Annotated in this window: 16 protein-coding genes; 7 read left to right on the top strand and 9 right to left on the bottom strand. The window is 70.3% G+C overall.

The genetic code is table 11. The features are described from left to right. Positions 1-322 precede the first annotated feature (322 nt). Together ABT118_RS14595 and ABT118_RS14590 are read left to right on the top strand one after the other, a co-directional pair. Positions 323-1555, top strand: coding sequence for a helix-turn-helix transcriptional regulator (locus tag ABT118_RS14595; RefSeq protein WP_350668407.1), 1233 nt, complete (start codon positions 323-325; stop codon positions 1553-1555). Continuing rightward, a complete protein-coding gene (locus tag ABT118_RS14590) occupies positions 1555-1923 on the top strand; it encodes a hypothetical protein (RefSeq protein WP_350668406.1) in 369 nt (122 codons plus the stop codon). The genes ABT118_RS14595 and ABT118_RS14590 overlap by 1 nt, the downstream gene beginning before the upstream one ends. Before the next feature lie 100 nt (positions 1924-2023). Here the strand turns inward: ABT118_RS14590 and ABT118_RS14585 are convergent, their stop codons facing one another. Both ABT118_RS14585 and ABT118_RS14580 read right to left on the bottom strand, forming a co-directional pair. Continuing rightward, positions 2024-2311: a hypothetical protein gene (locus ABT118_RS14585; protein WP_350668405.1), complete on the bottom strand. Its 288-nt coding sequence runs from the start codon at positions 2309-2311 to the stop codon at positions 2024-2026. Next, entirely contained in the window at positions 2312-2569 is a 258-nt protein-coding gene (locus ABT118_RS14580) for a hypothetical protein (RefSeq protein ID WP_350668404.1), read from the bottom strand. Positions 2570-3599: 1030 nt separating this feature from the next. Here ABT118_RS14580 and ABT118_RS14575 point away from each other — a divergent pair. Beyond that, positions 3600-3797 carry a hypothetical protein gene (locus ABT118_RS14575; RefSeq protein ID WP_350668403.1) on the top strand — a complete coding sequence of 66 codons (198 nt, stop codon included), beginning with the start codon at positions 3600-3602 and terminating at the stop codon, positions 3795-3797. A gap of 138 nt (positions 3798-3935) precedes the next feature. On the opposite strand, the gene ABT118_RS32750 is transcribed toward ABT118_RS14575, so the two are convergent. Continuing rightward, positions 3936-4907 carry a TniQ family protein gene (locus tag ABT118_RS32750; protein ID WP_502884550.1) on the bottom strand — a complete coding sequence of 324 codons (972 nt, stop codon included), beginning with the start codon at positions 4905-4907 and terminating at the stop codon, positions 3936-3938. A 225-nt stretch (positions 4908-5132) separates the two neighbouring features. Between ABT118_RS32750 and ABT118_RS14560 the strand changes: the two genes are divergently transcribed. Both ABT118_RS14560 and ABT118_RS14555 read left to right on the top strand, forming a co-directional pair. Next, positions 5133-5270, top strand: coding sequence for a ComEA family DNA-binding protein (locus tag ABT118_RS14560; protein WP_350668402.1), 138 nt, complete (start codon positions 5133-5135; stop codon positions 5268-5270). Continuing rightward, positions 5267-7780 (top strand): ComEC/Rec2 family competence protein, encoded by a 2514-nt coding sequence (locus ABT118_RS14555; protein ID WP_350668401.1) that lies wholly within the window; start codon positions 5267-5269, stop codon positions 7778-7780. The genes ABT118_RS14560 and ABT118_RS14555 overlap by 4 nt, the downstream gene beginning before the upstream one ends. A 19-nt stretch (positions 7781-7799) precedes the next feature. On the opposite strand, the gene ABT118_RS14550 is transcribed toward ABT118_RS14555, so the two are convergent. Then, a complete protein-coding gene (locus tag ABT118_RS14550) occupies positions 7800-8654 on the bottom strand; it encodes a helix-turn-helix transcriptional regulator (RefSeq protein ID WP_350668400.1) in 855 nt (284 codons plus the stop codon). Positions 8655-8783: 129 nt separating this feature from the next. Then, positions 8784-9041 carry a hypothetical protein gene (locus ABT118_RS14545; RefSeq protein WP_350668575.1) on the bottom strand — a complete coding sequence of 86 codons (258 nt, stop codon included), beginning with the start codon at positions 9039-9041 and terminating at the stop codon, positions 8784-8786. Positions 9042-9107: 66 nt separating this feature from the next. Here ABT118_RS14545 and holA point away from each other — a divergent pair, with 66 nt between their 5' ends. Next, positions 9108-10103 carry a DNA polymerase III subunit delta gene (holA, locus tag ABT118_RS14540; RefSeq protein WP_350668399.1) on the top strand — a complete coding sequence of 332 codons (996 nt, stop codon included), beginning with the start codon at positions 9108-9110 and terminating at the stop codon, positions 10101-10103. Positions 10104-10157: 54 nt separating this feature from the next. Here the strand turns inward: holA and ABT118_RS14535 are convergent, their stop codons facing one another. From ABT118_RS14535 to ABT118_RS14525, 3 genes are all read right to left on the bottom strand, one after another. Then, positions 10158-10892: a hypothetical protein gene (locus ABT118_RS14535; RefSeq protein ID WP_350668398.1), complete on the bottom strand. Its 735-nt coding sequence runs from the start codon at positions 10890-10892 to the stop codon at positions 10158-10160. Positions 10893-11193: 301 nt separating this feature from the next. Next, positions 11194-11451: a 30S ribosomal protein S20 gene (gene rpsT / locus ABT118_RS14530; RefSeq protein ID WP_350668397.1), complete on the bottom strand. Its 258-nt coding sequence runs from the start codon at positions 11449-11451 to the stop codon at positions 11194-11196. A gap of 126 nt (positions 11452-11577) precedes the next feature. Next, a complete protein-coding gene (locus ABT118_RS14525; protein ID WP_350668396.1) occupies positions 11578-11883 on the bottom strand; it encodes an antibiotic biosynthesis monooxygenase family protein in 306 nt (101 codons plus the stop codon). 211 nt (positions 11884-12094) lie between these two features. On the opposite strand from ABT118_RS14525, the gene lepA reads away from it, so the two are divergent. Beyond that, positions 12095-13966 carry a translation elongation factor 4 gene (gene lepA, locus ABT118_RS14520; RefSeq protein WP_350668395.1) on the top strand — a complete coding sequence of 624 codons (1872 nt, stop codon included), beginning with the start codon at positions 12095-12097 and terminating at the stop codon, positions 13964-13966. A gap of 49 nt (positions 13967-14015) precedes the next feature. Here lepA and ABT118_RS14515 read toward each other — a convergent pair whose 3' ends face one another. After that, positions 14016-15089, bottom strand: a complete 1074-nt coding sequence (locus tag ABT118_RS14515) for an NAD(P)/FAD-dependent oxidoreductase (protein ID WP_350668394.1) — start codon at positions 15087-15089, stop codon at positions 14016-14018. Positions 15090-15126: the final 37 nt, after the last annotated feature.

The raw sequence follows: 15126 nt of genomic DNA, 5'->3' as shown, positions 1-15126 counted from the left end.
CGGGGACCCAGGCCCAGGTTGCGGCCCGGGAGGTGTTGGGCGCGAACACCGTAACGGGGGACGGAGGAGAGCCGCCGGTGCGGTGCGTGAGCTCCTCCCGTGTTCGCCGGTCGGCGTTGGGCTGCACGTGGTCCTCCTTGGAGCGGGGAGCGGTGCCGCCCGCAAGGCCCAAGCCCCTTTTGGGGCCATTCCCCGCAGATGGCGTGACCAGTAAGACACCGTCAGCTACCGTCTCCCAGAGCAGAGTTCGAGCGGTCTCCAGGCAACTCCCAAGCACTGCCGGGCTTGACCTGGGGTTTCGATTTCCGAGCCCGGGGGAGCCATGCCGTTAAGGCGTGATCAACTAGCGGGACGGCGGATCTCACTGGGGTACAGCCAGGAGAGTTTCGCCGAGGCGGTCGGGGTCGCTGCCTCTACCGTGGTGCGCTGGGAGGCCGGGAAGGTCTGTCCGCAGCCCTACATGCGACCCAAGATCGCCCGGCTCCTCCAGATAACCCCCCGAGAGCTGGACTGCCTCCTCGCACCTCTGCCGGAGCCCATCACCGCGAAGGTGCAGCCCACACCCCTACTCGCAGATGGTGACCTTGACGACATGCTCCGCCGTGAACTGCTCGCACTGATCGCCACTACCGGCGCCCTGGTCGCCTTGCACACGCCGGCCTCTGCGGCCAACTCACGCACCGGCCCCGAAGACGGGGCAGGCCGCGTCCTGTGGCAGGCCTACCGCCTCGCCGAGAACAAGCGCGATGCTGCCCCTCTCGTGCGCCACCAACTCGCCCTCGCTGCCGCGGCGCTGACCGACGCCGGTAGTGAAAGCGAACGGCTGCGTCTGTGCACACAGGTCGCCGACCTCTACCAGCTCGCCGGCGAGATCGCGTTCGACGCCAATCGCTACCACGACGCTGCCCAGTGCTACACCCTGGCCGCCTCCGCCGCCCGCGAGGCTGGGCACTACGACATGTGGGCCTGCGCGCTCACCCGCCACGCGTTCACCTCGCTCTACGACAGGAAGCCGGCCGCTGCGGTACCGCTGCTGGAGGCCGCGGCCCGGATCGCTGAGCGGGGTGACCCCCGGCTGTCCACACGCTACTGGGTGGCGTCCGTGCAGGCCGAAGCACTTGCCCGCACAGGCGACGCCGACGGCTGTGCCCGGGCACTCGTCAAGGCGGAGCAAGTCAGCAACCTCACCGGCGAGTTGCACAACGGAGGCTGGCTGCGGTTCGACGGTTCGCGCCTGGGTGAGCAGCGCGGAGCTTGCTACCTCGCGCTCGGCCAGGCGGAAGCGGCCGAGCGCTACCTCGCCACGGCCGTCCGGCAGGGCCTGTCCGCGCGCCGCCAGGGCGCGGTCCTCGCGGGCCTTGCCGAACTCGGCGCCCGACACCGGGACATCGACCGAGTCGTGCACTATAGCGGGGCCGCGCTGGAGCTGGCGGAGCAGACCGGGTCCGGGTACATCGTGCGTCGGCTGGACTTGCTGCGCGGGCCCCTTGCGCCGTTCCTGGGCGACCCGCGAGTCTCGGACTTGCACGAGCAGATCACGCGAAGGGGAGCATGATGACGGACAGCACGCTGGAGCCCGGCGAGTTCTTCCATGAGGTGTGGGTTGAGGGGGTGCGCAAGCACTTCCCGGGCGAGCCCAAGGCCTCCTACGTCGCACAGTGGGCGGACTCGCCGGAGTGGGAGCGGCAGTCTGCGGCAGCCGTGCACGAGCAGGTCGCGGAGTTTGTGCGGCTGTCGGCCGGCGCGACGGCCAAGCTCTCCCGCGAGCAGAAGGGGAAGTTCGTCGCCCTGTGCTGGATTGCCCAGATCCACAAGCACTTTGACGCCCCGAAGCCCAGCTACGTCGCGGACTGGGACGACTTGCCGGAGTGGCATCGTGAGACGGACTCCGACATCTTCGAGCGCATCGAGAGTGCTCTCTGAAGGCCTCCTCGCGGACGCACGACGGCCCGGCATCTCCTGTGCGGAGGCCGGGCCGTTGGTGTCGTCGTGCGGGGCGACGAGAAGGCCGCTGTATTTCGGACTAGTAGGACCGCAGTGTTGGGAAGACGAAGACGATACGGGCCTCGTCCTTGCCCTCGGCGTCCTGCCCGATGACGTACATCAGGTCGAACGCGGGGTCGAGCTCGTCACCAGGGACGCTGACCATCCGCCGGTTGACGTCACCGTGGTAGGGCTTGCCCAGCTCGCGGTCACGCTCGATTCCGGCGGCGCAGTCCTTGAAGCGGCGCCGTTGCTCCTCGCTGAGTCCCACATACCCAGCGATGGCCGACTTCTCGGCGCGCACGGTGATCGGCTTCGGTCCGGTCATTCACTCCCCCAGCGCGTACAGCTCCTCCAGGTCCATGCCCGGTCCCGTGAAGGCTTGTTCGAACGCCTCCTCGACCCCCGGCACGTGGCGTAGCACCAAAGACCGTTGCCACCCCGCGACGAAGTCTGCCAGGTCTGAGGGGGGTGCGTCGGCGAGGCCGTTCTCAAATCGGTCGAGCTCGTCGCCGGAGAGTGCGGTGCGCAGTTGGCGGATGGTCATCGGTCCCGGCGGGAACTGCTCGACGGTCTGAGCACTCACGGGGCCTCCCTGGCTGTCTGCGGGTGGACACTTGGGCCTTGCCGGGCTATGGGTCCACTATTGGTACTGATTTACCGTACCGCGATTTGCAGGTGCGGAACGCAGCTACAAAGACCCAGTCGTCTAGCTCTTGGGACCCTGAAGAAGCGCTCTCCAGGTCTGCGGGATCAACCCCCTGGGAGTCCCGCAGCCACGGTGGGCTGGTGAGGAGACTTCCGGACATGCGTGATTCCCCTGCCAGACCTCATAGGTCTGGCAGGGGCATCACGCATTTCCGGAAGATGCTAGCGGCCGCTTGTCGAGGCTCCTCGTTGTTGGTCCCCGCTGTGGCGGGGGTTGAGCCCCAGCAATGTTGCCAAACGGGCGATCCCCGCCGTGGCAGGGGCGCAGCACTATACCAGTGCCCGGGTGGCTGGCTGAAGGTCTTGATGTCGGTGTCCGTCAGCCGCCAGCAGTTCGGGGCGTGGTCAGGTGGGTGGAGGCTGCGGGGCTGGCGTGCGAGTCGGGCGGGACGAAGCAGGATGGGTGGTGCGGCGAGGGTGCCCGGTGAGCGAGTTCATCGTCTTGGCGAAGCGCGCGAACACCTCGGAGGCTAGGGGCGGGCATGCGGGCGGTCAGTGTGCCGAGGTAGGTGCGGTCTGCGGCAGTGTTGAGGGTCAAGGGCCTCTGGCCACAGCCGCGGCGCGGTGTTGGAAGGCGCGTCCGATGCGGTGTCGCAGTGAGTGAGGAGGGTGTCGAGGGCGGCGACGGTCATGACTTGGCCGTAGATGGGGTTGAGGGCGCAGACCGCGTCGCTGAGTGCGATGAGGCGTCTGGGTCAGTGGGGGGACGCGGTGGTGGCGAAGCCGTCGTTGCGGTGGGCGGGGTGTGGCCGGCGACGCCGATCAGGGCGAGCAGCCACTGGTCAGGGCGGCGACGCTCACTGCGCCGACTGCGGCCCATGCCTTGACCGCCATGGTGGGGCGGGGGCGCTCACAGCTTCCACCATCCCCTTAGGGCCTGGATGTCGAGGCCCTCGGTGCTGGTGTCGATGGGCACGCTGGTGAAAATGCTGTTCGTGTACGCGCAGGAAGTGCGCGGTGACGCGGTCGCGTTGGCTGATGACAGTCTGCAGGGCGCTTTCGGCGACGCGGGATCTGGACGGCGGCGACAAAGCGGTGGAAGGACCTGGTGGTGGCGTTCCGCATTCTGGAGCATCCGCCAGAGGCTTTCCGCCTCGGTATTCTGATTATCCGGCATGGCCCTAGGGAAAACCTCATTCAAGCGAGGCTTGAAGGTCGCCGTGTCGACGTCGCGGAAGTCTTTCGGGAGTGATTTGAGCGCTCACGAGGTAGCAGGCTTACTTGGAGGCGTGAGGGTGAGATCATCAGAGGTTTTGGTAGCGGGAATCTGAACCGACGACTCTGGTGATGAGCGGCGCGAGATGCCAACTTGTGCTGCGCAGAATGCTGGTGTGCCATGCCGAGAGTGGGATCCTCGAATTCGCTGCCGGCAGCTGAATGTGAGTCGCTAGTTCTGGATTGCATACGAATAGCATTGGCTCGGCAAGTTTGAGGAGGGCCGCGACGACTGTCGGGTCTGGAAGCTTTTTTGGAAAGCGGGCAGAACCTCTGGGGTGTGTCACCTTCGTGTATTCAGTGAGCGCCACGGCAATGTGAGGATCGGCCTGTTTTAGATCCTCCGGCCGTGCGAAGGCTCCAGTAATGAGCAACAGCGCATACAGATCGACGAGTCGCAGCTCTGCTCCCCCGTTCAGATCTACGGCCTCCTCAGTGATCAGGGAGTCGAGACTTTGTTGGAGTGCGACAAGGCCCTGGTCGAGCACGGGGATCGTGCTCGCCTCGGACAGAGGAAAGCCGCACCAAGCGCTGCGGTTCGGGTCGCCAGGGCACCTCCAGTCATTGTCCGGGACGTACGAGCGGTAGGGCGACTGGCACTTGGGGCACTGGTGGACGAGGTAGCAGAAGTGCTTCGGGCACAAGACGGACCATGGCAGGTACCATGACATTCTGGTAATGCCTCCGGATTCCTTGAGGCAGCGAGGGCAGCACGGAATAGCGCGTTGCGCGCGGAAATAGCGGGGCACGTTATGTGCGCTGGGTACCGGTACCCGTTCGACTAACAGCGCCTGGGTCCTCAGTGCGAGCACATCAGCTGGAACCCCAGTAGCGGCTTCGATGGACATCAGCTCGTGTTCAGAGATGCCAGTCATTAGTCCGCAAAAGTCCGTTAGGCTTCTCCGCTTCATGAGGCCGAGGCGGTCGAGCGTTAGCTGCCTTGGAAGATCCATGGATTGGGCGATACGCGTGATCCACGAAACCAACGCCTCTCCATTCATCAGTACTGGGACAGACGACATCCTGCGGGGCGGAGTTTCGTGATTTCCGCCGTACTGCATCCCTGATGGCACTGCCTATGCCTCCATCATCCCAAGCTAGAGCTGATCCTACAGTTATCCGTCGCTATAGGTGATATGCGAAATGTTGAGCGCGCAGACGAAGCATTGGCGAAAAGTTCGCCGCGTATACGAAATCTCTTTCGCTGTCCGACAGCCCTCCCCGGGGTGGGCCCGACCCTGGCCCAGCGCATCCTGCAGCACCGCCAGGACCACGGCCCGTTCCGCTCCCTCGACCAGCTCCGCCAGATCAGCGGCATCGGGGACCGCAAGTACGCCGACCTCCGCGCTCTGCTGACGCTGTGACATCTCGCCCGCCCGAGCTGTCCGAGCCGTCCGACCTCCGGCTGCCGTTGCCCACCGCCGTGGTCTGGGCGGTGACCGCCGGCGTGCTGGGCCTGGGCCCGCAGCACCGGCCGCTGCTCCTGGTCGCGGCGGCCGTACTCGCCCTGGCCGCCCTGCTCCTGCTCCGCCGTCCTGCCGCCACCTCGGGCCTGCTCGCCGCCACTCTGCTGGCTGCAGCCGCCGCAGCGGCCGTCACCACCCTGCACACCGCCGACCTGCACCGGGGCCCGATCCCCGCGCTCGCCCGGTCCGACGCCCCGCCCCCGCTGACCGTCGAACTCACCGTCACCGGCGACCCCAAACCCCGTACCTCGCACGCCCGGGGCACCGCACCCGGGCAGTCCATGCTCACCCTCGCCGCCACCGCCGACCGGGTCGGCCCGGCCGCCGGAGGTCCGACCGCCCGGACCAGCACGCCCGTCACCGTGGTCGTCCGGGCCCAGGACGTCGGCACCTGGCGGGAGTTGATCCCGTCCACCCGCCTGCAGGCGGACGTCCGGCTGCTGCCCGCCACCGAGGAGTACCGCAGCACCGCCGCCGCACTGCTGGCCCAGGGGCCACCTCGGATCGTCGAACCACCAGGCCGGGCCCAGCAGTTGGCCGCCCGGTTGCGGGCCGGGCTGCGGGCCGCCACCGACCACCTCCCGACCGACCCCCGGGGGCTGCTGCCCGGCCTGGTGGTCGGCGACACCACCCGCCTGCCGCCGGATCTCGCCGAGGCCTTCCGAGCCACCGACCTCGGACACCTGACCGCGGTCTCCGGGGCCAACCTGGCCATCGTGCTGGCCGTCCTGATCGGCACCTCCACCCGAGCCGACACCTCCACCCGGGCCGGCGGGTCCGCCAGGGGCGGCCTGGCCGGGCTGCTCGGCCTGCCGCTGCGCACCACCGCCCTGGTCGGCGCCGCCCTCACGGTGGCGTTCGTCACCGTCTGCCGACCGGAGCCCAGTGTGCTGCGGGCCGCCGCCACGGGGCTGGTCAGCCTGTTCGCGCTGGCCACCGGACGCCCCCGGCAGGCGCTGCCCGCGCTCTGCTCGGCCGTCCTGCTGCTGCTCCTCTTCGACCCCTACCTGGCCCGGTCGTTCGGCTTCCTGTTCTCCGTCCTCGCCACCACCGGTCTGCTCACCCTCGGGCCGCGCTGGTCCGCCGCGCTGCGTGCCCGGGGCTGGCCCGAGTACCTGGCGGCCGCGGTCGGCGCCACCGCCGCCGCGCAGGCGCTCTGCGCTCCCGCCACCATCCTGCTGGCGCCCCGGGTCAGCCTGGTCGCCATCCCCTGCAACCTGCTCGCCGAGGCGGCCGTCGCCCCGGCCACCCTGCTCGGCTTCGCCGTCCTCGTCGCCGATCCGCTCTCCCGCCCCGCCGCCCGGCTGCTGGCCGACCTCGCGGCCGTCCCGACCGGCTGGCTGGCCGCCGTCGCCCGGCACGGCGCCGCTCTTCCCGGTGCCCAACTCGCCTGGCCGGGAGGGGTGTTCGGGGCTGCGCTGCTGGCCCTCGCCACCCTCGCGCTGGCCTGGTCCACCCGGCCGTTCCGGGCCGCGAGCCGCCTGCGGGCGGTCCTCGCCGCCGTCCTCGCGCTGGCCCTGCTGCTCGCGGTGCTCCGTCCGGCTCCGCTCGTCCGGCTCGCCACCGGCTGGCCGCCGCCCGGCTGGCGGTTCGTGCTGTGCGACGTGGGCCAGGGCGACATGGCCGTGCTCCCGCTCGGCTCCCCGTCGGGCAGCGCGATCGTGGTTGACACCGGCCCCGACCCGCTCGCCGCCGACCGCTGCCTGCGCGAACTGGGCATCACCACCGTGCCGTTGGTGATCCTGAGCCACTACCACGCCGACCACGTCGAGGGGCTGCCCGGTGTCCTGAGCGGCCGGGCGGTCGGAGCCGTCCAGGTCACCACCCTCGACACTCCGCCGGGCGAGCGGGCCCGGGTGCTGGCCTGGGCCGCCGCTGCCAAGGTCCCGGTGCTCCCGGCCCGGCAGGACGAGCGGCGCAGCGCGGGCCCCGAGCTGTCCTGGTACCTGCTCTGGCCCACCGACCCGCTCGACCCGGTCGCGTCGGGGGCCAACAACGCCAGCATTGCCATGGTCGCGACCGTCGGCCGCCCGCCTGACGCGCTGCGGATCGCCCTGCTCGGCGACCTCGAACCACCCGCCCAGGCCGCCCTGCGGGACCGCCCGCACCCGCATCCGGGATCGGACCCGGACCCGGGCCCGCTGCCGGCCCGGGTCGACGTGCTCAAGGTCGCCCACCACGGCTCCGCCCAGCAGGACCAGGAACTCACCGGCGTCCTCAACCCCCGCCTGGCGCTGATCTCCTGCGGCTCCGGCAACCCCTACGGCCACCCGTCCCCGGTCACCATCGGCCGACTGCGCGCGCTCGGCGCCACCGTCCTGCGCACCGACGAGTCCGGCGCGGTCGCCGTCCTCGGCACCCCGGCGACCCTGCACGCCGTCACCCAGGGCGCCGGTGACCGGCGGTGACCGGCGGTAGGACGGTCGGTCAGTCGGCCGCGGGGGTGAACTGCTCGTTGCCGACCACTCGGAGCAGTTCCAGGTGGTTGATGTCCGGGGTGCCCGGGGGCGGGGTGAAGATCAGCAGCCGCTGGTCCTCGGCCGGGGTGGCCAGGATCTGGCAGTCCAGGTTGATCGGGCCGACGGTGGGGTGGTCGACCCGCATCCGGCTGGTCCGGCGGACGGCCACCTCGTGCAGCTCCCACAGGGTGCGGAACTCCTCGCTGGCCTCGGAGAGCTGCTGCACCAGCTCGGTCGACGCCGCGTCAGCACCGCGCCGGGCCACGGCCGCCCGGAGATCGGCGACGTGGACCCGGCTGATCCGGTCGTGCTCCTCGGCGGGGTACGCCTCGCGCAGACCGGGGTCGGTGAACCAGCGCCGGACGATATTGCGGTCGCTCTCCCGGATCGAGCAGACGCTGCCGAACAGGGCGGTGGCCATGTCGTTCTGGGCCAGCAGGTCGCCGAGGTCGGTGATCAGCTGGGCCGGGGTCTCCTTGAGCTGGTCGAGCAGGTAGAGCAGCCCGGGCTCGATGTGGCCGCCGACCTGCCGCCCGGCCGGCGGGCGGTGGCCGGCCAGCAGGTAGAGGTGGTCCCGCTCGTCCTCGCTCAGCCGCAGGGCGCGGGCCAGCGAGGAGAGGATCTGCGGTGAGGGCTGCGGGCTCCGGCCCTGCTCCAGCCGGATGTAGTAGTCCGCCGACATCCCGGCCAGCTGGACCACCTCCTCGCGCCGCAGCCCGGGCGTCCGCCGTCGGGCCCCGGCCGGCAGGCCGACGTCGCGGGGGCTGATCCGCTCCCGGGAACGGCGGAGGAAGTCGGCGAGTTCGGGGCGGTCCATGTCCATGCGGATCATGATCCCTCAGGAACTGACGCTCAGCCAGGGATTGCCGATCCCACCCGACGCGCGGGCCCCGAACGAGGAGACCCGGCGCGCGGTCCCCGGACGAGGAGAAGCGGGGCCCGCGGGTCGCGGTCAGCCCTCCTCGCGCCAGCCGTCCTGCTCCGCGCTCAGCCGGTCCAGGGCGGTCAGGCGCTCGGGCGTCCAGCCGCCGTCCTCGGGGGCCTCCAGCACCACCAGCCACTGGGCGTCCTCGGCATCGTCCTCCCCGGCCAGGGAGTCCCGGACGAGTTCGATCTCGTCCAGCTCCGGCCAGCGGGCGGACAGCTCCTCCGCCACCTCTTCGGCGGCGTCACGGTCGGGGAACACGAGCAGTTGGCGGGTGAGGTTCATGGTCACGGACACCATTGTCCACGGGCTGCGGGGTGCTGTCGGCGGCACGTGCGATCCTGGTAGGCGATGGCCAGGAAGAGTGCACCCGACGACCTGCTCGCCCCGCTGACCCTGGTGGTCGGCCAGGAGGAGCTGCTGCTCGACCGCGCGGTCGCGGCGGTGGTGACCGCCGCCCGGGCCGCCGATCCGGACACCGACGTGCGCGACCTCGCCCCCGGCGCCCTGCAGCCGGGCAGCCTGGCCGAGTTGACCACTCCCTCGCTCTTCGCCGAGCGCAAGGTGATCGTGGTCCGGGCCGCCCAGGACCTCGCGGCGGATTCGGTCAAGGAGCTCAAGGCCTACCTCGACGCACCGGTCGAGGAGGTCATCGTGGTGCTGGTGCACGCGGGCGGGGCCAAGGGCAAGGGCCTGCTGGACGCCGGGCGCAAGCTCGGCGGCCGCGAGGTGGCCTGCCCCAAGCTGGCCAAGGCGGCCGAGAAACTGGCCTTCGTCAAGGGCGAGTTCCGCACCCTCGGCCGCACCGCCACCCCGGAGGCCTGCCAGGCCCTGCTGGACGCGCTCGGCAGCGACCTGCGCGAGCTGGCCGCCGCCTGCAGCCAGTTGACCGCCGACGTCGAGGGCACGATCGACGAGACCGTGGTGGCCCGCTACTACAGCGGCCGCGCCGAGGCGACCGGCTTCGAGGTGGCCGACCTGGCCGTCACCGGCCGGGCCGCCGAGGCGCTGGAGCGGCTGCGCTGGGCCCTGGCGGTCGGCCAGCCGCCGACCGGCATCACCTACGCCCTGGCCTCCGGCGTCCGCAGCATCGGCCGCCTGGCCAGCGCGGGCCGGAACATGCGGCCCGGCGACCTGGCCCGGGAGTTGGGCATGCCGCCGTGGAAGGTGGACCGGGTCCGGCAGCAGATGCGCGGCTGGACGGGCGACGGGGTGGCCGCCGCCCTGACCGCCATCGCGCAGGCCGACGCCGCCGTCAAGGGCGGTTCCGACGACCCGGCCTACGCCCTCGAGCGAGCCGTCGTCGCCGTCGCCAAGGCCTCCCGTGCGGGCGCCCGCCCGTACTGACGGGGCCGACCGCGGCTCGATGCTGCAGCCCTGGTCCCCGCAGCCGAGGGCGGGTCAGCTCTCGGCCAGTGCGCGGAGCACGTCCCGACTGTCCATCAGCAGCGCCTGCCGGATGGTCTCCCGGTCGGGGGCGACGGCCTTGCCCTCCTGGTAGGAGCCGGACCAGCTCAGGTAGTACGTCAGGCCGCCGTCCCGGACGTACAGCACCTGGGTGAGGTAGTGCCAGGTCCGGTCCGAGCTGCTCCGGTCGTCCAGGTAGCCGACGTACGCCTGGTCGCCCAGTTCGGGGACCTCGGTGATCAGGTACTTCCGCTGCCGCAGCCCGGACTGCTGGGCCTCGAACTCGCCCCGGGGATCGGTCTGCCGGTGCAGCTGGGCCTGCATGTAGAGCGAGGAGTACTCGGTCTCCCCGGTGCTCTTCTTCAGGTACTTGCTGCAGTACATGTCGTCCAGCGCCGCGTGCCGGGTCGAGTAGTGGTACGGCGTGCCGGACTGGGCGGGGTAGAGCTGGGTGAAGCGGTTCAGCTTGGCCGTGGTGCACAGGTCGTCGACCACCCGGTAGCTGCCCATGTCGGGGGAGCGCCGCTCCGGCAGGGTCACCAGGCCGGGCACGGTCAGCACCGCGACGGCCCAGATCGCCGAGGTCAGCAGTGCGCTCAGCGCGCCCCAGAGCAGCGGACGGCGCCGGGGCCGGCGGGCCGCCCGGGGCGGTGGTCCGTAGGGCTGCGGTGTCGGGAGCGGCGGGAACGCAGGACCGGCGTCCGTCGGTGTCGGCAGCTGATGCGACATCTGATGAGCCCCCAACCGGGATGCGTGCTGGCCACGTCGGAGCGAACCCTATCGGTGAACGCAAGGTGGCAGAGCGTGAGGGCGCGGCTCAAAACGCCCCCGCAGACGCCGACAGGCGCCGTAGCCGGAGCTACGACGCCTGTCGTGTACCGCACCCGCGTGGCGAACGCAGGCCGCGTGCGGTACGGAGTTGCTGTTACGCCTCACGTGTTCCGGGTAGAGGGCCGGAAAGTTGACGTGAGGGGTTGGTCGTCGGAGGCGGGTAGAGGGCCGCCGTGCCCGTCGACCGGAGAGCCGAACGTCAGGCCGCGACGCGCTTGGTGATCGCGGACTTCTTGTTGGCGGCCTGGTTCTTGTGGATGATGCCCTTGCTCGCGGCCTTGTCGAGCGCCTTGGAGGCGGCCCGGGCGAGCTCGGCGGCCTTCGCGGTGTCGCCGGTAGCGGCGGCCTCGCGGGCCTTGCGCAGAGCGGTCTTCAGCGAGGACTTGACGGCCTTGTTGCGCAGGCGCGCCTTCTCGTTGGTCTTGTTGCGCTTGATCTGGGACTTGATGTTCGCCACGAAATAGCCTCAGTCTTGAGTCGAGATATTGAACGGGTCGCACCGGGCGCGACAGGCTGAGAGGGCATGCCGGTGCCAGGTGCAGCGGCCAACGCTACCAAAGGCAGCAGCTCCGGCCCAAACCGGCTAGGCCGTCAGCACGGCCGGACCGTAGTGCTCGACCTCGGGGAACGGTTCGTAGAAGCGGTGCAGCAGCTCGCGCCACTGCTGGTACTCGGCCGAACCGCGGAAGCCCTCGGTGTGGTCCTCCAGGGTCTCCCACTCCACCTGGAGCAGGAAGCGCGAGCTGCGCCCCTGGTCCAGGCAGCGGCGCAGCTCCAGCGAGCGGAAGCCGCGCTGGACCGCGATCAGCGGCCGGGCCTCGGTGAAGGCGGCCAGGAACTCCTCCTCCAGGCCGGGGCGGACGTCGAGCAGTGCACTCTCCAAGATCATGGGAACCGATCCTGCCGCACCCGCCCGGGCCGGTGGAAGGCCCGGCGGAAGGTCCAGCGGAAGAGCTGAACACCGCGTCGGTCCGGGCTCGTGGGAAGATGGCAGGAACCACTTCGATCGGACGAGACCGTCCGGTCCCGGGAAGCCGCTCGCCGCAGTCAGTGACGAGCCGGAGAGCCCGGCCCCCGGACATACGGAGAATCGGACCAAGGTGCCCGCGACCCCCAGCAATGTGCCACAGCCCAGCCGCACCGACCCGGCGCTGATCCGCAACTTCTGCATCATCGCCCACATCGACCACGGCAAGTCCACGCTCGCCGACCGGATGCTCCAGATCACCGGCGTGGTGGACCCGCGGCAGATGCGTGCCCAGTACCTCGACCGGATGGACATCGAGCGCGAGCGCGGCATCACGATCAAGTCGCAGGCGGTCCGCCTCCCGTGGGCGCCGCTGACCGGTGAGAACGTCGGTACGACGCACATCCTGAACATGATCGACACGCCGGGCCACGTGGACTTCACGTACGAGGTGTCCCGTTCGCTCGCCGCCTGCGAGGGCACCATCCTCGTGGTGGACGCCGCCCAGGGCATCGAGGCGCAGACCCTCGCCAACCTGTACCTGGCGCTGGAGAACAACCTCACCATCGTCCCGGTGCTGAACAAGATCGACCTGCCGGCCGCCCAGCCCGAGAAGTACGCCGCCGAGATCGCGCACATCATCGGCTGCGACCCGGACGACGTGCTCAAGGTCAGCGCCAAGAGCGGCCTCGGCGTGCCGGAGCTGCTGGACCACCTGGTCGAGAAGATCCCCGCTCCGGTCGGCGTGAAGGACGCCCCGGCCCGCGCGATGATCTTCGACTCGGTCTACGACACCTACCGCGGCGTGGTCACCTACGTCCGAGTGGTCGACGGTGAGCTCACCAAGCGCGAGCGCATCCAGATGATGTCCACGGGTGCGACGCACGAGCTGCTGGAGATCGGCGTCATCTCGCCCGAGCCCAAGGTCTCCGACGGCCTCGGCGTCGGCGAGGTGGGCTACATCATCACCGGTGTGAAGGACGTCCGGCAGTCCAAGGTCGGTGACACCATCACCTCGATGCACAAGGGTGCGACCGAGCCGCTGGGCGGCTACAAGGAACCGCGCCCGATGGTGTTCTCCGGTCTCTACCCGCTGGACGGCAGCGACTACCCGCTGCTGCGCGACGCGCTCGACAAGCTCCAGCTCAACGACGCCGCCCTGGTGTACGAGCCGGAGACCTCGGTCGCGCTGGGCTTCGGCTTCCGCTGCGGCTTCCTCGGCCTGCTGCACCTGGAGATCGTCCGGGAGCGGCTGGAGCGCGAGTTCAACCTCGACCTGATCTCCACCGCCCCCAACGTGGTCTACCGGGTGGTGATGGAGGACCGTACCGAGCACACCGTCACCAACCCGAGCGAGTTCCCCACCGGCAAGATCGCCGAGGTGCACGAGCCGGTGGTCAAGGGTTCCATCCTGGTGCCGAACGAGTTCGTCGGCCCGGTCATGGAGCTCTGCCAGGCCCGGCGCGGCAACATGCAGGGCATGGACTACCTGTCCGAGGACCGGGTGGAGCTGCGCTACACCCTGCCGCTTGCCGAGATCGTCTTCGACTTCTTCGACATCCTGAAGTCCAAGACCCGCGGCTACGGCTCCTTCGACTACGAGCCGATCGGCGAGCAGACGGCCGACCTGGTGAAGGTCGACATCCTGCTGCACGGCGACGCGGTCGACGCGTTCTCGGCGATCGTGCACAAGGACAAGGCGTACGGCTACGGCATCATGATGGCCGGCAAGCTGCAGAAGCTGATCCCGCGCCAGCAGTTCGAGGTGCCGATCCAGGCCGCGATCGGCTCCCGGGTGATCGCCCGTGAGACGGTCCGCGCGATCCGCAAGGACGTCCTCGCCAAGTGCTACGGCGGCGACATCTCGCGTAAGCGGAAGCTGCTGGAGAAGCAGAAGGAGGGCAAGAAGCGGATGAAGATGGTCGGCCGGGTGGAGGTCCCGCAGGAGGCCTTCATCGCCGCGCTGTCCACCGACGCGGATGCTCCCAAGGGCGAGAAGAAGTAGCCCCGCGGCGAAGGCCCGGTCCGTTCCGGACCGGGCCTTCGCCGTACCGTCAGCGCAGGGTCCAGACCACGCCGTTGACGATCAGGGACTTCACCAGCCGGGCGGTGGTGCCGGTGAGGGCGCCCGGCTTCATCGAGTCGTCCTTGTGGACCAGCTGGACCAGGCCGTCCTTGCGGCCCAGGCTCAGGCAGTGCACCGCGTAGCCGAAACCGAACGGCTTGGCGCTCTTCCCGGTCAGCTGCCCGGCGACGTAGGCGCCCATCGGCTGGGCGGTGGCGCAGCTCATCCGCAGCTCGCCGACGCCCTCGACCACCGCCCGGGCCGCGTCGCCGATCACGTACACCTCGGGGTGCGAGACCGAGCGCAGGTGGGCGTCCACCACCGCGCGGCCGTCGGGGGCGACGGTGAGCCCGGCCTCGGCGGCGAGCTCGCGCGGCTCCATCGAGGCGGCCCAGGCGACCAGGTCGGCGTCGATGGTGCCCTGGTCGGTGCGGAGCCCGGCGGGGGTCACGGCGGTGACGGCCGACCGGTCGTGCACCTGGACCCCGAGCCGCGCGAACACCTTCCGGACGTGGGCCAGGCCCTTGGGGGAGAGCCATCCGCCGACCTGGCCGGCCGCCACGATCCGGACCTTCCAGGCGGGGTGCGCCTCGGCCAGCTCGGCCGCCAGCTCGATGCCGGTCGGGCCGCCGCCGACCACGGCGACGGTGCCGGGTGCCGGGGCGGTGCGCATCCGCTCGGCCAGCTCGGCGGCCCGCTCGGCGGGGTAGGCGTGCTCGGCCGCGCCGGTGATGCCGTGCAGCGCGGTCCGGCTGCCCAGCGCGTACACCAGGGTGTCGTAGGCCACGGCCTCGCCGGAGTCCAGGAAGACCTTCCGCCCGGCCAGGTCCAGCTCGGTGACCCGGGCCTGGAGGTGGGTCACCTGACGGCCCCGCAGCACCCGGGCCAGGGTGGGCCGGTGCTCGGCCAGCCCGGCCGCGGCCTCGTGCTGGCGGACCCGGTGCAGGAAGCGGCTCTCCGGCGCGACCAGGGTGACCCGGTGCTGCTTGCCGATCCGGGTGGCCGCCGCCAGGCCCGCGTAGCCGGCGCCGATGACGACGATGTGCTGCTGCTGACCGGTCATCTTGTGTCTCCTGCGAAGCGTGTCGGTTGCTTTCGAC

This window comes from Kitasatospora sp. NPDC002040, assembly GCF_040296785.1.
GTDB lineage: Bacteria > Actinomycetota > Actinomycetes > Streptomycetales > Streptomycetaceae > Kitasatospora.
Note: the sequence above shows the minus strand (reverse complement) of the source record. Positions and strands in the feature narration are given on the sequence as shown.